12 protein-coding genes and 3 pseudogenes are annotated in these 22,833 nt (G+C 62.8%); 9 read left to right on the forward strand and 6 right to left on the reverse strand.

The features are described 5' to 3' along the window. Window position 1 precedes the first annotated feature (1 nt). The 5 genes and pseudogenes from Atro_RS02530 (at window position 2) to Atro_RS02550 (ending at window position 7,436) form a co-directional block, all read left to right on the forward strand. Complete coding sequence (locus Atro_RS02530) at window positions 2-1,726, forward strand: GMC family oxidoreductase N-terminal domain-containing protein (protein ID WP_497926293.1); 1,725 nt, start codon at window positions 2-4, stop codon at window positions 1,724-1,726. A gap of 144 nt (window positions 1,727-1,870) precedes the next feature. Beyond that, on the forward strand, window positions 1,871-3,364 hold the full coding sequence (locus Atro_RS02535) for a metallophosphoesterase (RefSeq protein WP_497926294.1): 1,494 nt from the start codon (window positions 1,871-1,873) through the stop codon (window positions 3,362-3,364). A 2-nt stretch (window positions 3,365-3,366) separates the two neighbouring features. After that, window positions 3,367-5,334, forward strand: coding sequence for a CHAT domain-containing protein (locus Atro_RS02540; protein ID WP_497926295.1), 1,968 nt, complete (start codon window positions 3,367-3,369; stop codon window positions 5,332-5,334). Between the two features lie 195 nt (window positions 5,335-5,529). Next, window positions 5,530-6,261, forward strand: a pseudogene (locus Atro_RS02545) (IS5 family transposase). A 338-nt stretch (window positions 6,262-6,599) separates the two neighbouring features. Further along, window positions 6,600-7,436 (forward strand): HDOD domain-containing protein, encoded by an 837-nt coding sequence (locus Atro_RS02550; RefSeq protein WP_497926296.1) that lies wholly within the window; start codon window positions 6,600-6,602, stop codon window positions 7,434-7,436. Between the two features lie 64 nt (window positions 7,437-7,500). On the opposite strand, the gene Atro_RS02555 is transcribed toward Atro_RS02550, so the two are convergent. The 5 genes from Atro_RS02555 to Atro_RS02575 form a co-directional block, all read right to left on the reverse strand. Then, window positions 7,501-9,276: an acyl-CoA dehydrogenase C-terminal domain-containing protein gene (locus Atro_RS02555; RefSeq protein WP_497926297.1), complete on the reverse strand. Its 1,776-nt coding sequence runs from the start codon at window positions 9,274-9,276 to the stop codon at window positions 7,501-7,503. A gap of 70 nt (window positions 9,277-9,346) precedes the next feature. Beyond that, a complete protein-coding gene (locus tag Atro_RS02560) occupies window positions 9,347-10,219 on the reverse strand; it encodes a 3-hydroxybutyryl-CoA dehydrogenase (protein ID WP_497926298.1) in 873 nt (290 codons plus the stop codon). Window positions 10,220-10,374: 155 nt separating this feature from the next. Continuing rightward, a complete protein-coding gene (locus tag Atro_RS02565) occupies window positions 10,375-12,039 on the reverse strand; it encodes a cation acetate symporter (protein ID WP_497926299.1) in 1,665 nt (554 codons plus the stop codon). Next, window positions 12,036-12,365, reverse strand: coding sequence for a DUF485 domain-containing protein (locus Atro_RS02570; RefSeq protein ID WP_497926300.1), 330 nt, complete (start codon window positions 12,363-12,365; stop codon window positions 12,036-12,038). The genes Atro_RS02565 and Atro_RS02570 overlap by 4 nt, the downstream gene beginning before the upstream one ends. Window positions 12,366-12,501: 136 nt before the next feature. Further along, window positions 12,502-14,124 carry an acyl-CoA synthetase gene (locus Atro_RS02575; protein WP_497926301.1) on the reverse strand — a complete coding sequence of 541 codons (1,623 nt, stop codon included), beginning with the start codon at window positions 14,122-14,124 and terminating at the stop codon, window positions 12,502-12,504. 182 nt (window positions 14,125-14,306) lie between these two features. Between Atro_RS02575 and Atro_RS02580 the strand changes: the two are divergent. Together Atro_RS02580 and Atro_RS02585 are read left to right on the forward strand one after the other, a co-directional pair. Continuing rightward, window positions 14,307-16,111 (forward strand): annotated as a pseudogene (locus tag Atro_RS02580) (PAS domain-containing sensor histidine kinase). Between the two features lie 568 nt (window positions 16,112-16,679). Then, window positions 16,680-17,300, forward strand: a pseudogene (locus tag Atro_RS02585) (response regulator transcription factor); the annotation flags it as partial. Window positions 17,301-17,373: 73 nt separating this feature from the next. Here Atro_RS02585 and acuR read toward each other — a convergent pair. Then, on the reverse strand, window positions 17,374-18,006 hold the full coding sequence (gene acuR / locus Atro_RS02590) for an acrylate utilization transcriptional regulator AcuR (RefSeq protein ID WP_497926302.1): 633 nt from the start codon (window positions 18,004-18,006) through the stop codon (window positions 17,374-17,376). A 235-nt stretch (window positions 18,007-18,241) separates the two neighbouring features. On the opposite strand from acuR, the gene Atro_RS02595 reads away from it, so the two are divergent. Together Atro_RS02595 and Atro_RS02600 are read left to right on the forward strand one after the other, a co-directional pair. Continuing rightward, on the forward strand, window positions 18,242-20,701 hold the full coding sequence (locus tag Atro_RS02595) for a patatin-like protein (RefSeq protein ID WP_497926303.1): 2,460 nt from the start codon (window positions 18,242-18,244) through the stop codon (window positions 20,699-20,701). 307 nt (window positions 20,702-21,008) lie between these two features. Beyond that, entirely contained in the window at window positions 21,009-22,832 is a 1,824-nt protein-coding gene (locus tag Atro_RS02600) for a monovalent cation:proton antiporter-2 (CPA2) family protein (RefSeq protein ID WP_497926304.1), read from the forward strand. Window position 22,833 lies beyond the last annotated feature (1 nt).

Genomic DNA, 22,833 nt, shown 5'->3' on the forward strand with positions numbered 1-22,833 from the left:
GATGAGCATCAAGTATGACTATGAAGCTGTCGTGATCGGCAGCGGTTTCGGCGGTTCGATCAATGCCTGTCGCCTGGCCAAGCGCTGGCCGGGAGCGGTCCTGCTGCTGGAGCGCGGCAGGCGCTATCCCATGGGCTCGTTTCCGCGTTCCCCCCACGATATAGCGAACAGCTTCTGGAATTTGCTTCCCGAGCAGAGGCAACGGCCGAAGGCCATTGCCACTCAAGAAGCTCGTGGACTGTTCGACATCAGGAATTTCGATCACATCGATGCAGTCGTCAGCGCCGGGCTGGGAGGTGGCTCGCTGATCTACGCCAACGTGTTCCTGGAGCCGCCCGAGGAGGTGTTCGACGACAACTGGCCCGCAGCTGCCAAGAAAGAAGCTCTGCAGCCCTACTATGCGATTAGCAAGGAAGTCTTGGGGGCGAGGCCGGTACCGCAGGACAGCGACCCGCGGCGCAAGGTCATTCGCACCGAGCTGTTTCAGGAGTTCGCGCAATCCGAGGGGCGCGAGTCGAAGCTGCTGGACATCAATGTATTCTTCGGCAACGACTTCGACAATCCGACCCCCATCGGTCTTCAGGAGAAGAACCGCTACGGTGCAGTGCAGACTTCCTGTGTGTACTGTGCGGAATGCGACCTGGGTTGCAATACGCACTCCAAGAACTCTCTGGATCTCAACTACCTGCATGTTGCCGAACAACGCTATGCGGCCCGCATAGAGACCGAAGCCCTCGGACAGAGGATCGTTCCCCTGAACGAACAGGGCGAGGAAGATCCGTCGGCGACCGGGGAGCATGGCTACCGGGTCTACTGGCTCGATCTCAAGAACGGGCATGCCCAGTGCAGTGCCCTGAGCCGTCGCGTGGTGGTGTCCGCCGGTACGCTGGGTTCCACCGAACTGCTGATGCGCTGCCGGGATCTCTACAAGACGCTGCCCGGTATCAGCCCGCAACTGGGGCAGCACTTCTCCGCCAATGGCGATTTTCTCTCCTTCGTGATCGATGGAAAGAAAGCGGCCAATCCGAACTATGGCCCGGTCATCACCCAGGGGACGGATTACAACCTGCTCAAGGATTTCGACCGCAAGCACGCCTTCATCCTCGAGGACGCCAGCTATCCGAACTTTGCCGCCTGGTATACCGAGGGCATCCGGCCGGGACTTTCGCACTTCCATGCCTTCGTGCGCACCGTGCGGCTGATGGCTTCTCGTTTCCTGCGGGGCCTCAGTACCGGGCATATCGGCTATGCCTTCAACGAGTTGCTCAAGGGTGGCCTGTCCTATACCAGCATCGTGCTGCTGTGCATGGGCATCGACAAGGGCAACGGCGTGATGAGCCTTTGCAAGGAAGGATTCATCCACGTGAAGTGGCCCTACAAGGAAAACATGGGCCTCTATGACGCCATCGAACGCATGGGCAAGCGCTTCCGGGACTGGACTGGCGCCAAGGTCTTCGTGCCTCTGCCGAACTGGCTATGGCCCATGAAGCGTAACGTGACCGTGCATGCGCTGGGCGGCTGCCGTCTGGCCGACAGCCCGCAGCGGGGCGTGACCAGCGCGGCGCCGGAGACCTTTGGCCAGGTGTTCGGCTATCAGGGGCTCTATGTGGCCGATGGCGCCTTGCTGCCCACCGCCGTGGGGGCCAATCCGGTGGCAACCATCAGCGCGCTTTCCGAGCGGGTGGCCGAGGGCATCACCGGTATTCGCCCCACGGCGGATCTCTGAAGAGAAGCGGCTTCTCACGGTATCCGGGCAGGGAAGACAGTTACCTGGCCGGCAGACGCGACGTCTGCCGGCACTCTGACCGGGCCTGGGGCAATCGAGCAACGTCTGCGCGCCGAGCATTGGCCGCATCAGGACTGGATTCTTATGGAATATTTTCCCGAGTTCGATGAAATCCATGTGATTTCGGACATTCACATGGGGGGCGACACCCCCGATTTCCAGATTCTCCGGGAAACGGAGCGACTCGCCGGCTATATCGGCTGGGTGGGCCAGCAATGTCCCGAGGGGCGGGTGGCGCTGGTATTCAATGGTGATGTGTTCGATACCCTCGCCGAGCGCTCCACCGGATACATCGCCATCGAGCGGGCCGTGGAAGTCGTCGGCCGCATCATGGGCGATCCTTCCTTCAAAGGCATCTGGGATGCGCTGGCGCGTTTTGTCGCGCTGGAAGGGCGAACACTGGTTTTCGTGATCGGCAACCATGACATCGAGATGTCGTTCACTGGCGTGCAGCGGCTGATCCTCAACCGGCTGGCGGGAGACGATCCGCTGAAGCGGGGCCGGATCGAGTTTTCCACCGTAGGGGCCGGCTACAGCTGCACGGTCGGCGGCGCCAGGGTCTATTGCACCCACGGCAACGAGGTGGATGCCTGGAACTACAACCATTACGAGAGTCTGGCCAGGGTCGGGCGGCGCCTGAATGCCGGCCTCGGTTTCGATCTGCGCGAGTGGCGGCCGAATGCCGGAACGCGGATGGTCAAGGAGGTCATGAATAGCGTCAAGGAGCGCTACAAATGGATCGATCTGCTGAAACCGGAAACCCAGGCTGCCGTCGGGACGCTGGTGGTGCTCGATCCCGCCCAGGCAAAGAAGATCGGCGATCTGTTCTCCATCCTGGGAGAGAAGGTGCTGAGCGAAAAGGACATGAACCAGCGCCTTTCCGCCGATGATCCAGTTTCCCGGTCGCCGGAGTCGGTCGGCACCGCCACGCCGGTGAAAGAGCCCTGGTTGGGGCCGAACCTGGGCGCGGCCTCGGTGCAGACGACCGCCGATGCGGACAGCCTGCTGCTTCAGGCCGAGATGAATCTCGGCAAGCCTCTGTCCCAGCTGGCAGAGCAGGATGGCCAGTTGGGAACCGGGCAGCTGATCGTGGATCGCCTGACCGGCTGGATGCGCAATATCACCAAGGACGAAGCCCTGCGCCGGGCCTTGAAGGATTGGCTGGCCGACGACAAGAGCTTCGACCTGCAGGATCGGGACGACACCTTCAAGGCGGTTACCGCCAATGTGGGACAGTCCGTCGACTTCATCGTGACGGGGCACACCCACCTGGAGCGGGCGATCGACATGGGGGGCGGTCGTTACTACTTCAACTGTGGCACCTGGATTCGCCTGCTGCGCTTCAGCCAGGCCATGCTCAAGGATCAGGCATCCTTCAAGCCCGTCTACGACGTATTGATGGACGGGCGTATGGATGCCATCGACAAGGCGAAATTCGGAGACGCTTCCTTCGTCATGAACCAGACCAGTGCCGTAGCCATCCGCCAGGAAGGGGGACAGGTGGTAGGTCGTCTCTACCATGTACTGGGCGACGGCACGGGGACTCCCGAAGAAGTCCGGAAATTCGCGAGGCCCTGAACATGCAGGAAGATTCCGCTATTGCCAGTGTCAAGCTGGAGCTGCTACGGAGCGGGCCGGCCCATAACCAGCTGCTGTCCCCGCTGACCACCTACATTGCGCTGTGCGGCTCCGATGGGCCGGTGACGCTGAACATGCCCTTCGAGCAGCGCCAACTGCTGAGCCGCCTGCAACGCCTGCGCTATCAGACGGACAAGACCCAGACCTCCGAGGATCAGCGCCAGTCGGAGCTGCGCGATCTGGGCGAAGTGATCGGCAAGGTGCTGGGACAGGTGCCTACGCTGCTGGCCGAGCTGGGTAGTGCCAGTTGCACCACCGGCCGGCTCGTCCACCTGCGCCTGGTGATGTCCGCCTTCGAACTGGGCATGGTGCCTTTCGAGACCGCCATCGCTGCGGAGGGCTTTCCGGGAGCCGGCTCCCCTCTGTTCCTGCAGACGCGCATGCCGATCTGCGTGACCCGCGAGTTCCGGCGTGGCCGCGCCCTGCCGCTCGAGTGGAACCGGGAGCCGCGCATACTCTTCGCCTTCGCGGCGCCGGATGGGCTGTATGTGCCGGCCCAGAGCCATCTACAGGCCCTGCGGGAAGCCATCGAGCCCTGGGTCAGAATCAAGGAAGATCCCATGGCTCGCGTCGAGGAAGTCAAAAAGCGGCTGGCGGTGCTGCCCAATGCTTCCCTCGAGCAAATCCGCATGCTCTGTGCCTCGGGCGAGTTCACCCATGTGCACATCCTGGCCCACGGCAAATCCTTCCGGCACTGCGGGGACGAGCGCTATGGCCTGGCCCTGTGTGCCGAAGGCGGTACGGCGACCGACGTCGTGGATGGGGAGCGGCTGGCCATCGCATTGATCGCTACCGATCCACTGGGCCATACTCGGCACCGTCCGACCCTGGTCAGCCTGGCCACGTGCGACTCCGGCAATGTCGGTTCGCTCCTGACGCCGGGGGGCAGCATCGCCCACGAACTGCATGCGGCGGGCATTCCCTGGGTCGTCGCTTCCCAGTTCCCGCTGTGGATGAAAGCCTCGGCCGTTGCGGTCAGGGAGCTGTATTCCGGGCTGCTGAAGGGAACGGACCCGCGCTGGGTGCTTTATGAACTGCGCCAGCGTCTGCGCACGGATGTTCCGGAAACCCACGACTGGGCCAGTATCGTGGCTTACTCGACCGTCTCCAAGGATTTCGAGCAGCAGGTCAGTCAGTTCCGTGATCAGCAGACGCGGCGGCGGATCGAGGTCAAGTTCGAGCGGATCGACGAGTTGGTCGGCGCTAACAACGAGGCTGGAGCCGAGCGTCCGACGCTGACGGAGGCCCAGAAGCAGGAACTGGCACCGCTCGCCGCGGCCATTCGCGCGGATCTGGAAAGCTGGCGGGCCGAATCGGGATGTGCGACGCCGGGCAATACGGAAATGGCCCACCGCTTTGGTATCAGTGGCGCCTGTGAAAAGCGTCTGGGCATCGCCTTCAACCAGATCGATGAATCGGCAGAGCAGCGGGCGTATGAAGCCTGCCGGGATTTTTACTTTCAAGCCTGGAGGCTCGATCCCTGCAACCACTGGCTCATCACCCAGTGTCTGGCGATACGGGCCATCTTGGCACTGCGGGATGAAGAGGGCCGCTCGCCGGACAGGATCGAGCAGGAGGCCAAGCAGCTGGCGGCCGACTACGGTGTGATCTGGCAGGCGGTTCGTCAGGTGGTCGACTGGCGCATACGCAACTTATCGGGACGTGAACAGGCTTATGCCTATAGCACGCAGGCAGAGCTGGATCTGCTGGGGACTGTCTATGCCGGCACTACGAATGGCAAGGCATTGAGAGAGCAGTTGATTTTGAACTGCAAGGCCCTGAAGGAATGCGGCGTGACCAACACCCAACCGCTGGTTTCGGCGCGTCGCCAGTTCCGGCGTTATCTGCAGGACTGGCCCAGCCCGCTGTGGAATGACCTAGCCAGAACTGCGGAGGAAAATCTGTCTTAAGACCTATCTGTTTAGTCCTGAGAAGAATGGTCGGGATTGTCTTTGAAGTACTGTTGTGGATCCTTCACTGTTCTAGATAAAACCAATGGGAGTAGCGATCCAGAGGGGCAGTAGCGTTTTTTATCGGAACACAAGGCAGCTGTAGCGGCGTCAGAGCCTGGTCAACGGCTCGGCGGGATACCGGATACTGCGGGTATGAGACACCGTTATCCCAGTGACATCAGCCGTGATCAGTTCGAGCAGATTCGTCCTCTGCTGGAAAGGGCACGCAAGAAGACCGCCCCACGGAAAGTGGACCTGTACGACGTGTTCTGCGCGGTGCTGTACCTGCTGCGTACAGGCTGCCAGTGGCGTGCCTTGCCAAGCGACTTACTCGTACTTCGCCATTTGGAGTGAGCCGCGCGACGACAGCAGCCTGCTGGCGCAGGCGCTCAAAAAATCGGGTTGGCGTGACCCGCGAGAGACGGGGGCGCAACGCCTGCAGCACGCTCTTGATCGTGGATCGCAGAGCGTGAAGAACACGGACACGGCGAGGCTGAAAGGCTATGACGCTGGGAAGAAGGCCGCGGGCATCAAGAGCCATATTGCAGTCGACACGCAGGGCCTGCCGCAAGCACTGACCACGGCAGAGGTGACGGATCGCAAGGGTGCACTGCAGGCCCTGTGCCGCTGCAAGCCTGGACTCGGACGAGTACAAAAAGCCTGCTGGCCGACAGCGGCTATGTGGGGAGGCTTTTCGCGCAGGGCGTAAGCGAAATCCTGGGCGGGTACGTCACGATACAGATAGCCAAGCGCTGGGTAGTGGAGCGCAGCTTCGCTTGGCTGGAAAAGAACCGGCGGCTGTGGAAGAACTGCGAGCGGCTGCTTAACACCAGCCTGCAGTTCATCCACTTGGCCTTCCTGAGCCTACTACTTAAAAGATTTTGAACAGGGTCTCAGGGAAGCCGAGCGCAGGGCGCTGGGCCCCATAAGCGCATCCTCGACCGTGTCGCGGCTACAGAAGCGGCAAGGCTAACCAGTTGCCGATCACACGGCTGTATCTTTTAAATCGGCATTTCAGACTCACAGGGAGACACTTTTCAGTCGGCATTGACAGGTATCAATGGTGTCAGGCTTGGCAACGTGCGAATTTCGTGATTGCTCAATGAGTTCCATGTCTTGGTCGATGGCAAAATCTCCTTGCCGATCAAACATTTTATCGATGGTCGATAAAACCGGCCGCTTTGATCGAACTTGATTGATGAGTAGGAGCAGGAAGAAACGAGATGAGCGAGCTTGCCGAAAAAGTTCAGCGAGAATTGATTGAGGCCATCGACAATGATGAGCTGATATTGCCTACATTGCCCGAGGCTGCCTTGGAAGTACGTGAGGCTGCACGTGATCCGGAGATCAGCATCGGCGCCCTCGCGAGAGTGATTGGGCATGACGCTGCACTGAGTGCGCGGCTCATCAAGGTGGCGAACAGCCCTCTGATGCGTGCCAATCGGGAAATCATCGATTTGCAGACAGCCATCGGTCGCCTAGGCATTAACTATACCTGCACGCTGGCTACCGGCTTAGCCATGGAGCAGATGTTCCAGGCGAACTCTCCTGTGGTGGACCGCAAGATGCGTGAAGCTTGGCGCAAGAGCAGCGAAGTTGCTGGTATCTGTTACATGCTGTGCCGCCACTACACCCGGCTGGTGCCTGAACAGGCGACCCTGGCCGGCCTGGTGAGCCGGATCGGCATCTTGCCTATCCTGACCTATGCGGAAACCCATGAAGAATTGCTGGCCGATCCTGAGGTCTTTGAGCAGATCATTGAGCAGGCCCATCCAGTACTCGGCGACAGAATCCTGCGCCGCTGGGAATTTCCCACTCCCATTGCCATCGTTCCCGGTGAATACCTGAATTTCGTCCGGGAGTCACCACAGGTAGATTATGTGGACATCGTCCAGATAGCGGAACTGTTGAGCTACGTCGGCACTGGACATCCGTTTACACAGCTCGACTGGAAGGGGATCTCGGCGTTTGCCAAGCTTGGCCTCGACCCCAGTCTGGACGTGCAGGCCGATGAGGACCTGAGTGCTTCGATGGATGCGGCGATGAGCATGCTTCAGTAAGGAGGCGATATTGGTGCTGAGAGGCAGCCGGCTCTACATAGGGCCTCGCCAGCTGCCAGGGACTTCAGAAGTGATCACCGGTCAGTTCTAGAAGCGGCGCGCTGCCGGCGCGGATGACAGTATCCAGGGATTGAATGCGCGGCAGCAGTTTGCTGAAGTAGAACTGCGCAGTGGATAGCTTGGCGCCGTAGAAGGCTTCGTCGCTGTCGCGACTGGCCTGAGCCACGGCTGCCATACGTGCCCACATATAGGCGTAGGCGACGTAGCCGAACAGATTCAGATAGTCCACTGCCGAGGCATTGACCAGTGCTGGATCTTTTCGCGACTGTTCGAGCAGCCAGGCGCTGACGCCTTCCAGACGCTCCACGGCGGCCAGCAGCTGGTCGGCGAACGGCCGGGAGGCGGCTGGCGCATCGGCGAAGGCGCGGATTTCTCGGGCGAACAAGCGCAATGCTTCACCTTCGTTGGCCACGACCTTGCGTCCCAGCAGATCGAGGGCCTGGATACCGTTGGTGCCTTCGTAGATCTGCGCGATGCGTACATCGCGTACCAACTGTTCCTGACCCCACTCGCGGATGTAGCCGTGTCCGCCGAACACCTGCTGTCCGTGAACGCAGCTTTCCAGGCCCGTATCGGTGAAGAAGGCCTTGGCGACGGGGGTGAGCAGTGCCACCAGCGCTTCGGCTCGACGGCGCTCGTCGTCTTCGGCGTGCTTGGCAAGATCCAGTTGCTGGGCGACATAGGTGGAGAAGGCTCGTCCACCCTCGGTCAGGGCCTTCATGGTCAGCAGCATGCGCCGCACGTCGGGATGGACGATGAGGGGATCGGCGCTTTTCTGCGGCGCCTGGGTGCCCCCCGGAGCGCGTCCTTGCAGGCGTTCGCGGGCATAGGCCAGCGCGTTCTGGTAGGAGGCCTCGGCACAGCCGATGCCCTGGATGCCGATGGACAGGCGCTCGTAGTTCATCATGGTGAACATGGTCGCCAGGCCCTTGTTCGGTTCGCCGACCAGATAGCCGGTGGCGCCGTCGAAGTTCATCACACAGGTGGCCGAGGCCTTGATGCCCATCTTGTGCTCCAGCGAGCCGCAGGACAGGCTGTTGCGCGCGCCAAGGGAGCCGTCGGACTCGACCAGGAATTTGGGTGCCAGGAACAGCGAGATGCCCTTCGAGCCGGCCGGCGCCTCGGGCAGGCGGGCCAGCACCAGATGAACGATGTTCGCCGTCAGGTCTTGTTCGCCGCCGGTGATGAAGATCTTGCTGCCGCTGATGGCGTAGCTGCCGTCGGCCTGTGGTTCGGCGCGGGTGCGTAGCAGGCCGAGGTCGGAACCGGCATGGGCTTCGGTCAGACACATGGTGCCCGCCCATTCGCCGCTGTACAGACGCGGCAGATAGCGCTGCTTGAGTTCCTCGCTGGCGTGGGCGTCCAGTGCCAGGCAGCAGCCGGAGGTCAGCGCCGAATACAGGGTAAAACTGGCATTGGCGGAATAGAGCATTTCCTCGAATTGGACGGCGAGCATCTTCGGCATGCCCAGGCCGCCGTAGGCGGGGTTGCCGGCCAGGCCGACCCAGCCGCCCTCGATATAGGTGGCGTAAGCCTCGCGGAAGCCGGCCGGGGTGGTGACCCGGCCGTTGTCCCACTGCGCACCTTCCTCGTCGCCGCTGCGGTTGAGTGGGGCGAGCAGTTCGCCGGTGACCTTGGCGGCCTCTTCGAGGATGGCGTCGGCAGTCTCGGCATCCACCGTCTCGGCCAGCGCCGGCAGGCGTGCCCAGATTTTGTCGGCAGCAAACACTTCGTGCAGTACAAAGCGCATGTCGCGCAGGGGGGCGTGGTACTCGGGCATGACGGACCTCGTTGCTTGTCATGGAGCGCTCGTCCGGTACGAAGCGGACGGCCGGTGTCGGAACTGCGGATCAGGCGTGGACGTGAAAGCCGCGGCCGCTCTTGCGGCCCAGGTAGCCGGCGGCGACCATTTCCTTGAGCAGGGTGGCCGGACGGTACTTGGGGTCGCCGAAATCGCGATAGAAGGTTTCGAGGATCGCCAGCAGCGTATCCAGGCCGATCAGGTCGGCCAGAGCCAAGGGGCCGATAGGATGGTTGCAGCCGAGCTGCATGCCGGTGTCGATGTCCTGGGCGCTGGCCAGCCCTTCTTGAAGGACGAAGATCGCCTCGTTGATCATGGGGCAGAGGATCCGGTTGACCACGAAACCCGGACTGTTGCGCACCGAGATGGCGGTCTTGCCGACATGCTCGGCGAACTCCAGCGCCCGGGCATGGGTTACTTCGGAAGTCTGCAGACCGCGTATGACCTCGACCAGGGTCATGACTGGCACCGGATTGAAGAAGTGCAGGCCGATGAAGCGTTCGGGGTTGCTCAGGGCGCTGCCCAGTTCGCTGATCGACAGCGAGGAGGTGTTGCTGGCGATAAGGGTGCCGGGCTCGATCACCTCCTCGATCGAGCCGAGGATCTGCCGCTTCAGGTCGAGATTCTCGGTAGCCGCCTCGATGACCAGATCGGATCCGGCCAGGGCGGCGTAGCTGGTGACCGGATGGATACGTGCCAGGGCGGCCTGTCGGTCCGCTTCAACGATGGTGCCCTTTTTCACCTGGCGTTCGAGGTTGGTGGACAGGGTGGCGAGACCGCGCTCCAGCGCGCGGTCGGAGATATCCACGAGGGTGACCGAAAGGCCGGCCAGTGCGCAGACCTGGGCGATGCCGTTGCCCATGGTGCCGGCACCGATGATCGCGATGCGTAGATCGCGGGCGTTCTTCAGATGATCGTTCATGCTCATGTTCCGTGTTGGCGGGATCGGCTGATTTCCTGATGGCTTCGGCCCGTAAGCCCAGGCCCCATGTTGCACACAGTAGGTGCTGGCAGCGCTGGTCGCCAGAGGCTGGAGACCGCACCCTGTCCCCGGCAGGGCACGGTCTGCTCAAGACCTCAGTGTGCGCTGGCCGCGGCAGCCCCCAGGCCGGTCTGAGCCCGGACGAACTGGTCGTCGAAGGCCGCCCGCTCTTTTTCGGCGCGAGCGCTGCGGTCGAGCTTGGAGACCACGACGATGACCAGGAAGGCCAGCGGCATGGAGAACAGCGCCGGATGATCGTAGGGGAAGATTGCCTTGGCATTGCCCAGCACCGTCACCCACACCGCCGGCGACAGGATCACCAGTAGGAGGGCGCTGGCCAGGCCGGCACAGCCGCCCCACAAGGCACCGCGGGTGGTCAGGTCCTTCCAGTACATGGCCATGATCAGCACCGGGAAGTTGGTGGAGGCAGCGACACCGAAGGTCAGACCGACCAGGAAGGCGACGTTCTGCTTCTCGAACACAATGCCGAGACCGATGGCCACCAGGCCCAGACAGATGGTGGCGATACGAGTCACGCGCATCTCGTCCTGCTCGCTGGCGCTGCCTTTCTTCAATACGGTGGCGTACAGGTCGTGGGAGATCGCCGAGGCGCCGGCCAGGGCCAGGCCGGCGACCACTGCGAGAATGGTGGCGAAGGCCGTGGCGGAGAGGAAGCCGAGGAACAGGTTGCCGCCTACTGCCTTGGCCAGGTGCATGGCGACCATGTTGCCGCCGCCGATCAGCGCTCCCTTGAGGTCGCCGCCGACGAAGTACTGGGGGTCGGTACCGACGATGACGATGGCCGAGAAGCCGAGGGTGACCACCACCAGGAAGAAGAAGCCGATGAAACCGGTGGCGTAGAACACCGACTTGCGGGCCTCCTTGGCGTTCGGCACGGTGAAGAAGCGCATCAGGATGTGCGGCAAGCCGGCGATGCCGAAGGCCAGTCCCAGCGACATGGAGGCGGCATTGAGCGGGTCGGCGAGCATCGAACCGGGGCCCATGATCGCCTTGCCGATGGCATGGGTGTCGATGGCGCGGGCGGCCAGGGTCTCGTAGCTGAAGCCGAACTCGGCCATGGCCAGCAACGCCAGGACGGTGCCGCCGGCGAGCAGCAGCACTGCCTTGATGATCTGCACCCAGGTGGTGGCGATCATGCCGCCAAAGATCACGTAGACCAGCATCAGCAGGCCGACCACCATCACGGCTACGGGATAGTCGAGGCCGAACAGCAGCTTGATCAGCTGGCCGGCGCCGACCATCTGTACCACCAGGTAGCAGCACACCACGGTCAGCGAGCCGAAGGCGGCGAAGGTGCGGATGCGGGTCTGGTCGAGACGGTAGGAAACGATATCGGCGAAGGTGAAACGGCCGAGGTTGCGCAGCCGCTCGGCCATCAGGAAGGTGATCAGCGGCCAGCCGACGAAGAATGCCACGGTGTAGATGAAGCCATCGTAGCCCTTGGCGAACACCAGGCTGGACAGGCCGAGCAGGGTGGCAGCGGACATGTAGTCACCGGCGATCGCCAGGCCGTTCTGGAAGCCGCTGATGCCGCCGCCAGCGGTGTAGAAGTCTGACGTGGAGCGGGTCTGGCGGGCGGCCCACCAGGTGATCACCAGGGTGCCGAGGACGAAGACGAAGAACATGCCGATAGCGTGCAGGTTAAGCGGCTGTTTTTCCGCCACGATCACCGGGGCGGCGAAGGCGCCGGCGGAGAACAGGCTGAGGCCGGCAAGGCCGAGGGCGCGAAGCAGACTCATGGCTGGCTCTCCTCGAGGATCTGGGCACTGAGGGCGTCGAAACGGGTGTTGGCGCTGCGTACGTACCAACCGGTGAGCAGCCAGGAGAAAACGATGACCGCTGCGCCGACCGGAATGCCGACGGTCAGCAGGCTGGCTTCGCCGAGCGGTCGGTGCAGCCATTGAGGAGCGAAAGCCACTGTCAGCATGAACAGGCTGTAGGCGCCGAGCACCAGTGCGCTCAGCGACCAGGCCAGGCGTGAGCGGCTCTGCACCAGTTGACGGAACTTCGGGTTGTTGCGGATTTGGTCGTAGCTCTGGGCATGTTGTGAAACAGGTCGGTCCATGTTGGGCTCCGGATTGTTGTTGTTGTCGCCGTACCATTCGCGTTGCGCCTTTTCGGGCGCGTCGCGTTCCGTGGCGCCCAGCCGGGGCTGGACGCCAGAATCTGCTCGATCTGTTTTTTGGCGTCGCCGGAGGACGCTAGAGCGTCTTGGCTCTCTCTCGCAGGACGTATTTCTGGATCTTGCCGGTAGAGGTCTTTGGCAGTTCGCTGAAGACCACGCGTTTGGGGATCTTGAAGCCGGCCAGGTGCTCGCGGCAGAAGGAGATGATTTCCGCCTCGCTGGTTTGTTCGTGACCGGCCTTGAGGGTGACGAAGGCGCAGGGCGTTTCGCCCCATTTCTCGTCGGGTCGGGCCACCACGGCCGCCTCGAGGACGCCGTGATGGCGGTAGAGCACACCCTCGACCTCGATGGTGGAAATGTTTTCGCCGCCGGAAATCACGATGTCCTTCAGGCGGTCCTTGATCTCCACATAGCCGTCCGGATGCCAAACGCCCAGATCGCCGGTGTGGAACCAGCCGCCTTCGAAGGCCTCGGCGGTGGCCGTGGGGTTCTTCAGGTAGCCCTTCATCACGGTGTTGCCGCGCATGAAGATTTCGCCGACGGTCCCGCCATCGCGCGGCACCGGCTTCAGGGTCTGCGGATCGGCCACCATCACGCCTTCCAGGGTGGGGTAGCGCACGCCCTGGCGCGCCTTGATTCGTGCCCGGTCGTCCAGCGGCAACTCGTCCCATTCCTCGTGCCAGGCGCACACGGTGACCGGGCCGTAAACCTCGGTGAGGCCGTAGACATGGGTGACCTTGATGCCCATTTCCTCCACTGCGCCGATCACCTTGGCCGGCGGCGCGGCACCGGCGACCATGGCGTTGACCGGGTGGTCGATGGCGGCCTTGGCCGAGTCGGGCATGTTGACCAGCGCGTTGAGCACGATGGGCGCGCCGCACAGGTGGGTGACGCGGTGCTCGTGGATCAGGGTGAGGATCTTCTGCGGGTCGACGCGGCGCAGGAACACGTGTACGCCGGCCAGGGCGGTGACGGTCCAGGGGTAGCACCAGCCGTTGCAGTGGAACATCGGCAGGGTCCACAGGTACACGGGATGGTTGCCCATCGCCCAGACCATCTGGTTGCCCAGCGAATTCAGGTAGGCGCCGCGGTGATGGTAGACCACGCCCTTTGGATTGCCGGTGGTGCCGGAGGTGTAGTTGAGGCTGATCGCCTGCCACTCGTCGTCCGGCCACTGCCAGGCGAATTCGGGATCGCCCTCGGCGAGCAGCGCCTCGTATTCCAGATCGCTGACCGGCTGGCCCTCGCCGTATTCCGGATCGTCGACGTCGATCACCAAGGGCGGGTGGGCGAGCATGCCGATGGCGGCATGGATTACCTCATGATACTCGCGGTCGGCGATCAGCACCTTGGCCTCGCCATGCTGCAGCATGAAGGCAATCGCCTCGGCGTCCAGACGCACGTTGAGGGTGTTGAGCACGGCACCGATCATCGGCACGCCGAAGTGCGCTTCCAGCATTTGCGGAGTGTTGGGCAGCATCACCGCCACGGTGTCGCCCTTGCCGATGCCGCGACCGGCGAGAGCGGAGGCCAGGCGCCGGCAGCGCGAATAGGTTTCGGCCCAGTTACGGCGGAGCGAACCATGGATCACGGCGGGGCGGTGTGGATAGACAGAGGCGCTCCGCTCGATGAAGCTCAGCGGAGAAAGAGGGATATGGTTGACGGCAGAGCGCGACAGGCCCTGTTCGAAGATCGACATGTTTCTATCCTTCCGGCTGATTATTCTTATTGCCTTCCAGCCTTACCCTTTAGGTAGGCCTGGTACATCCTTCGCAGACCTATATAGCAACCTCTATTTGATATGTAAATACTACCGAATGAATATGGTTATTCTACTATATTGGCGCATTGAAAACTTCGCTCACCAACCGGAATAAGGCCATGCCCACGCACCCTATTCCTACCAGTACCTCGCCGCTGCTGGCGCTCGACCCGCAACCGAGTCTGCTGCTGGATGTCAGGGCGCGCCCCCTCGAGCTGAATGCAGCCCTGCTGGCGTTGCTCGGCGAGTCCGGCCCGAAGGCACTGGCCGGTTGCCTGCCGGCAAATCACGTGCAACTGGTGCGCGCTTGTCTGGAACAGCAACGAGCCATTGAGGAGGTCGAGGCGCAATTCGGCGAGCGAGTCCTGCTCTGGAGCTTCATTCCCGATCCGCAGGAGAGGAGGGTGCTGGCGCGCTGTCGGGAAGCCACCACGCAGATTCTCGGCGAGCGCGAGGCGGCCCGGGCACGGCGGTTGTATCGGCTGATCACCGAGAACACCACGGACCTGATCTCCCGCCACGATCCCAGCGGCCGCTTCCTGGACGCCTCGCCGGCTTCCTGGACGCTGCTCGGCTACTGGCCGGAGGACCTGCGTGGCAAGCCAGTACGCGCGCTCGTGCATGTCCGCGAGCGAAAGCAACTGTACTGTGCCCGGGAGGCGCTGGAGCAGCATGGCTATCACACCATGAGCTATCGGGTACGCCATCGCGCCGGGCACTACCTGTGGTTCGAGACGGCCAGCCGGGCGATCCGCGACACTTATACCGGGGCGGTGGTGGAGGTGATCAGTGTGTCGCGGGACATCACTGCCCGGGTCTTGGCCGAGGAGAACAACCGGCGGTTGGCCGATGTGGTGGAGGCCAACACCGACCTGGTGCTGTTCATCGATCCGGCCGGACAGATCACCTACCTCAACCCGGCTGCCCGACGCACCCTAGGGATCGGCGAGCACCAGCCGATGCCGCCGCTCGCCGGACTTTTTGCCCGCGAGGATCTGGCCCGCCTGCAGGCGGAAGGCTGGAGCACTGCTGAGCGACAGGGCGCCTGGAGCACCGACGCACGCCTGCAGCCCAGGGGAGGGGGGCCTTGGTGCCGGTTTCGCTGGTGTTGCTGGCGCACTCGGCGGTCGGTGGCGAACGCTATTACTCGCTGGTGGCACGCGACATGACCGAGCGAGAACTGCGCGAGGCGCAGCAGCACCGCCACCAGGACGAGCTGGCGCATACCGCGCGGCTGGTCAGCCTCGGCGAACTCGCTTCGGGGCTCGCCCATGAGATCAACCAGCCGCTGGCGGCGGTAGTCAACTACGCCAGCGCCAGCCAGCGCTACTTGCAGTCCCTGGAGCACAACCCCCAAGCGGCGCTGCGCGTAGCTCAGGGGTTGGAACGCATCACCGAACATGCTCAGCATGCCTCGGAAGTGATCAAGCGGCTGCGCGCCTTCCTGCGCAAAGGGCAACGCCGTATGCAGGCGCTCGATGTGGCTGAGGTGGCACGTGGCGCGGTGCGCCTGTGCGGTTGGGAGGCGAACGCCAGCCAGGTGACCATCGAAGCGCAGTTGCCGGACGACCTGCCGCCGGTCTACGCCGATCGGGTGCTGCTCGAGCAGGTGCTGCTCAATCTGCTGCGCAATGCCATCGACGCCAATCGTGAGGCACATCCCGGACAGCCGACCAGCATCGTGCTGACCGCCCATGCCGGCAACAATAGTCAGATGGCGATCGAAGTACGTGACTGCGGGCCGGGGCTGAACGATGCCGAGCTGGAGCGGGTATTCACGCCGTTCTATACCAGCAAGCCGGAAGGCCTTGGGTTGGGTCTGTCGATGAGCCGCGGCATCGTCGAGGGGTTCGGTGGCTCTCTCGATGCACAGCGCATAGAGGCGGGAGGGCTGTCGATGCGCTGTCTGCTGCCCATCCAGTGAGGTGCACGGAGCCTTTCGTAGCCGATCGCTATATAGGCCGGGCCCAAGCCGAGCAAGTTGAGTTGACACAAAGACCCAGGCTGCACTTGCAGGCAGCGATCCCGGCATAGGCAAGCCGAACCTGCTCTCACTGCCTTCATGGCAGATTTGTACCATGTCGAGTGGTGCTCTTTCGCAGAGCCGATTTCTCATTCTGCGTAACAGCTGACGACGGCCGATTCCCTTGGGACGTTGCCAAGATTTGCTTCGGCGCATTCTTGTCTCACTCCATACTCCATAAATCGGAAGTAAAAAGGCATTCAAAGTTTCCTTGTAATCGGAAATACAAGGAAACTTCACTTATTTATCTTCTCAGTCGATTTTTCCAAAATCGGAAATCAAAAGAGGGGCAAAACTTTCCCCAAAAACCATTTACAACAAACAAACCCGTAATCAGGAAAAAGCTCGATTACAGCAATTGCCCGCGAGCGGACTCTTCTCCATGCTTGTGGCCGGCTTTCCGGGGCAGGGCGTGGCTGGCAATTTCCCGGAAAGGCCGGCCCAAGAACCACAACCCAGGAGAATTTCGATGGAGCAGGTGGTGTATGTCGTGGACGACGACCAGGGCATGCTGGACTCGACCGTCTGGCTGCTCGAATCGGTAGGGCTCAAGGCCTTGCCGTTCATCAGCGGTCGCGAGTTTCTCGACGCCTGCGACCCTAGCCTCAACGCCTGCGTGCTGTTGGACGTGCGGATGCCCGGTATGGGGGGGCTGAATGTGCAGGAGGCGATGCGCACACGGGGCATCGACCTGCCGGTGATCTTCGTCAGCGGGCACGCCGACGTGCCCATCGTGGTGCGGGCCTTCAAGGCCGGGGCCTGCGACTTCATCGAGAAGCCCTACAATGAGCAACTGCTGCTCGACAGCGTGCAGCAGGCCCTCGGCAGTTTCGGCGAGCGCCGCTCCGGAAGCCGCGGTCAGGAGGCGGTACAGACGCGGTTGGAGGCGCTGACCCCGCGCGAGCGCGACGTGCTGCTGCCGCTGGTGCAGGGCTATACCAATCGGGAAATCGCCGAGCAACTGGCGATCAGCGTGAAGACCGTCGATCTCTACCGTATGCGGGTGATGAAGCGCATGCAGGCCGAACGGCATGCCGATCTGGTCGGCATGGCCATAGCGGCTGGTCTGGTCGATCCGTTGAACCTGCGAACGCCCGTACCGGCCCTGGCCGCTGCCGGCCAGGGGGGAGGGCGCGACCTTCGGCAGACGGGGAGCCTGGCCGCTAACGCGGTAGCCCGGCGAGAAAGCCTTCGAGAAAGATATCCAGCGGCGCGCCGTTGCGGACCAGCCGGGCGCGTAGCACGGCGCCTTCCCAGCCGATCCAGAAGAACGCCGCCAGCTCCTCGCAGGTAGCATCGGCAGCCAACTGACCATGCTCCTGGGCGAGTCGCAGACAGTCCGCCAAGCGACGCTGCCAGTCGCACAGAGTAGCCTCCAGCTGCGCGCGGAAGCTCTCCGGCAGGATGGCCACTTCCTGACCGAGGTTGCCAACCAGACAACCGCGTCGGAACTCGTATTTCGCCATGCCGGCCTTGGCGTCCTCGACGAAATCGCGCAGGCGCTGAAGCGGCGGCACCTCGTCCTGCAGCAGCCAGCGGTCCAGCTTGCGGGCGAAGTAGGCGCCATAGTTTTCCAGCACCGCCTGGCCGAAGGCTTCCTTGCTGTCGAAGTAGTGATAGAAGGAGCCCTTGGGCACGCCGATGCGCTTGAGCACGGCCTCGATGCCAGTGGACATGAAGCCTTGTTCGGTGAGGATTTCCATCCCGCACCGGATCAGCGCTTCGCGGGTGTCCGGGAAGTCCCTGGCGACCTTGGGCGGGCGACCGCGACGGGGTTTGGGAGTCATGATGTTCATGGGGCGATTCTGGAGGGCTCGTCGATGAAGTCAACCGTTCCCGCCTGTATTTCCCTGGTGAAGAGGTCTTGGGGAGGAGGGTGGGCAAGGCTCCCGTGGGGCCCTGCGTAGCTGTCGAAACGCTTTCACTTTCCCACTCCCTGAACTAGCTTTGTCAACGCTCCATATCCAGAAGTCGGGCCACAGGGGGCGTCCGCAGGGCGATCGGCTCTGGCGGGCCCGGTACAGACTGACGATGAAAGAGAAAGAGCTTCGATTGGCGGTCGTCCTGTTTGGCGGCGTGTCGCTTGCGATTTACCAGCACGGCATCACGCGGGAACTTCTCAATTTGGTCCGGGCCTCGAAGCTCTACCACGGCGACAGATCCGGCGAGAGCCGGGAAAAGACGTTCCGCCGCCTTCATGAGGTTTACCCGGACGAGCCGGAGAGCTCTACCGGCGACATCTATCGCGAATTTCTGGAAGCCGTGGGAAAGGACATCAGCCTGCGGGTGATCGTCGACGTCATCGCCGGCTCTTCGGCGGGCGGCATCAACGGCGTGACCCTGGCCTCGGCCCTGGCCCACGACCGCAGCCTGAGGCCGGTCACCAGCATGTGGCTTGAGGAGGCCGACATGCTGAGCCTGCTGGCTCCCGAGGCCAAGGCGCGCCTGTGGAGCAAGTGGTATTTCGGCCCCCTGGTGCGCCCCTTGCTCACCCGGCTCGACCGCGAGGGCCTGTTGCCGGGGAAGGCCGATGCCGAAATGGAAAAGCGGATTTCGGTCTTCCTGCGCTCCCGCTGGTTCAAGCCGCCCCTGGACGGTCGGCGCCTGACCGTGCTTATCCTCGATGCCCTGACGGCGATGAAAACCTCCAGCTCGCCGTGGGAGTCGCTGCTGCCCCAGGGGGCCAGGCTCGACCTGCTGGTCACCGTCACGGATTTTCGCGGCATCGACCGGCCGATCTTCATCCACGATCCGCCGGTGGCCTACGAACGAGAGCATCGCCATCTGCTGCGCTTCGGTCTGGAACATCGCAGAACAGGACATCTTCTCAGCGATTTCGACATCGACAACTTTCCCTCCCTAGCCTTTGCCGGACGGGCGACGGCCTCCTATCCGGGGGCTTTTCCGCCCGCGCGGATTCGCGAAATCGACGATATCCTCGCGGAACGTCACATCCCCTGGCCGGCCCGCGCGCATTTTCTGGAGCGGAATTTCCGCCATTACCGCGAGCGCGGCGAAAATCCCGAGGAGGCGATCCTGCTCGACGGCAGCGTGCTCGACAACAAGCCGATCACGGCTTGCGTCGAAGCCATCCGTACGCATTGTGCCTTTCGCGAAGTGGACCGCCGCCTGGTGTTCATCGATCCCCATCCAGGCATCGGCACGGCGGCTTCCGGCGCCGGTATCCCGGGTTTTTTCGCCACCCTGCGGGGCGCGCTCTCGGACCTTCCGCGGCATGACCCGGTGTACAACGAATTGTCGCTCATCAGCCGCTACAACGTGCAGGCCAGGCGCCTGAAGATGGCGATCTCCAATGCCCGGCCCCTGGTCGCCAGACTGATCGAGCAGGCGACGGCCGGGGGACTGCGGGGACGCTTCACGGCCAACGATCTTCGCCATTGGCGGCTCTCGTCGATCAGCTTGCTGGCCGGCACCACGGTCGTCTACGACGTGTGGATGCGTTCGCTGGTGCTCGAGGCCCTAGACTTCGTCGTGCAGATCATTGCCAGCGCCTGCCAGTACACCGCCCACTCGCCGGAGGCCTGCCGGGTACAGGAGCGCATCGAGAGCTGGGCCAGGCAGCAGGGGATCATCGCCGACTCCTACGTCATGCCCGACAATCTCTACCAGAATGTCGAACTGCCGCCATACGGAAAGATGATTCTGGATTTCGGCGTGATCTACAAAAGACGGCGGTTGAATTTCGTCCTGCACGAAATCAACGATCTCTATCCGGAGGTTTCCGGCGATCCGGACAGCATCGCTCATTCGGAGTCCCTCGATCTGTTGAAGATCAAGATCCACAAGTGCATCGATGAGTTGTCCATCTACGACAATATCGATTTCCTCAGTCGTCAGGCCGTCACCAACTGTCGGGAGATCTTTCTGGAGGAGGAGGGCGAAGGCGCGGCGCGCATGAGCGAGCCGGGCACTTTCGAGGAAATCTCCCGCCTGGTCGACCGCCTGGCGCAGGAGTGCGACCTTGCCAGAACGGCGGACAATGCCGACGCTGCACTGGCGTCGCCCCTGGTGCTGAACCTTGAAGAGGCGAGCCGCAACGCCATCCTTACCGGCTATCTGGGCTATTTCTTCTGGGACATCATCCTGCGCCCGACCGTGAGTGCGTTGTCGCTGGATACCGATGCGGGACCCATAGAGGAAATCCTGGTGGACCGCATCAGCCCCGAGGATGCGACCAGTCTGCGCCTGGAAGGCCAGAAGAGCGTGCTGCTCGGCCGTTCGTTCGCCAGTTTCGGCGGCTTTCTCGGCCGCTCGATTCGCGAGAACGACTACCTGTGGGGGCGTCTGCATGCCGTGGACCGGCTTTTCGATATCCTGCTCAGCACGGTTCCGGTGAACATTCGCGGCAAGTTCGATATCAATGCCCTGAAGAAGCGGGCCTTCGAGCTGGTGCTCGAGGAGGAGGAGCCGCAGCTGCACGCGGTTCAAGCCTTGATCGCCCAGCTCAGGGAGGCTGTCGAGCGGCTTTAGTCCGTAGTCCGTTTGCCGGAGCCTTGCCATGACCGCTAAGGGCGAAGCTGTTCTGTTTATGGCCTACATGTAATTTAACATAATATACATTATGCAAACTTTAGGTTTGGCTTTCCGAAAACACGGAACACGATGATATACGGGCTTGCCTCCGAAGCTGATGCGCTTCGCCGACACAGTCACTGATTGGCATCAGCTGCCAAAAGGCCACGGCAGATGCACAATTAAAGACTCGCTCGGATTGGCTGGGCGCTCGCCGCACCGGTTCAGTTCGTCTCCCAAGGCTCGCTCATCGAGGTATTTCACAGTGGAACATGAGTCGCGCCTCTTGCAGGCCAGTGTGGTGTGTCTGCTCGCCATGGTCGTGCTCGTACCACTGGCCAAGCGCATGCAGCTGGGGGCCGTGCTCGGCTACCTGATCGGCGGCGTGCTGATCGGTCCCGGCGTGCTCGGCCTGATCGACCAGCCCGGCAGCATCATGCGGATCTCCGAGCTGGGCGTAGTGATGCTGATGTTCATCATCGGCCTGGAGTTGTCGCCGAAGCGCCTCTGGCTGATGCGTCGCGCGGTGTTCGGTGCCGGGCTGGCGCAGGTGCTGCTCTGCGGTGCGGCCATCGGCGGTGTGGCCATGGCGCTCTTCCGGCAGTCCTGGACCAGCGCCCTTGTCCTCGGTCTCGGGTTGGCGCTGTCCTCCACCGCCTTCGTCCTGCAGTTGCTCGCCGAGCGCCGCGAACTGCACATGCCGCATGGACGCCTGGCGTTCTCGGTGCTGCTGTTCCAGGACATCGCAGCGATTCCGCTGATGGCGCTGGTCCCCCTGCTCAGCGGCGTCAGCCAGCCGGACAGCGGCGAAGATCCACTGGTCGAGCTGCTCACAGTGGTCGCCTGCGTGGGTGGGCTGGTCGTCGGCGGACGCTACCTGCTGCGCCCGGTGTTTCGCATCGTGGCCAAGGGCGACCTGCAGGACATCCTCACCGCCACCGCGCTGCTGGTGGTGATGGGCAGTGCCCTGCTGATGGAGTGGATCGGCGTTTCCATGGCCCTCGGCGCCTTCCTGGCCGGCGTGCTGCTGGCCGAATCCGAGTATCGTCATGCTCTGGAAGCGAAGATCGAGCCCTTCAAGGGCATGCTGCTCGGGCTGTTCTTCCTCGGCGTCGGCATGAACATGAATCTCGACCTGCTGGTCGGGTCGTTCTGGACGGTGCTCGGCCTGGCGCTGCTGCTGATCCTGCTCAAGTTGCCATTGGTCGCCTTCGTCGGCCGGTTCGCCGGAAACCTGCAGCCCGACTCCGCCCTGCGCCTGGGCGTGGTGCTCGCCGGCGGCGGCGAATTCGCCTTCGTGATCTTCTCGATCGCCCGCAGCCACGGTCTGTTCGACAAGGAGCTCTACGACCTGCTGGTCCTCACCATCACCCTGTCGATGGCCCTGACGCCGCTGGTGGTCATGCTGCTCTCGTGGCGGTCCGGACCGGCCCGCCAGCCGGCCGCGCAGCCCCAGGAGGAGCCCTATATCGACCACGAGCCGCGGGTCATCATCATGGGCATGGGCCGGGTCGGCCAGGTCGTCGCCCGCCTCCTCCATGCTCAGCGCGTGTCTTTCGTGGGCTTCGACACGGCGGTCGAAGCGGTGGAGTTCAACCGCAAGATCAGCAACCTGCCGATCTACTACGGCAATCCCCTACGCCTGGAGATCCTGCACGCCGCCAAGGCCGAGCATGCGCAGTTCTTCGTCATCGCCAGCGACGACGGCCAGGCGAACATCCAGACGGCTCGCCTGGTCCGCCAGCGCTATCCGCACATGAAAGTGATCACCCGCGCCCTGGACTGGACGCAGTTGCATACCCTCCTGGATCTGAATGCCGGCCCGGTGCGCGAGACCTTCTTCTCCAGCCTGGAGATGGGCCGCCAGGTGCTGCTCGGACTGGGCCTCAGCGAACAGCAGGCCACCGCGCGCATCGAACGCTTCCGCCGTCACGACGAGCACATGCTGCAGGAGCTGCACAAGGTGATCAGCGACGAGGCCGCCAGCCTCAAGGCCACCCATGCCTACTTCGACGATCTCGAAAGCCTGTTCGCCCGAGACGTTCTGGAAGACCCCGTCACGCCCCCGAAATACTCCGATCCGCTCTAGG

The organism is Azotobacter tropicalis, from assembly GCF_059739045.1.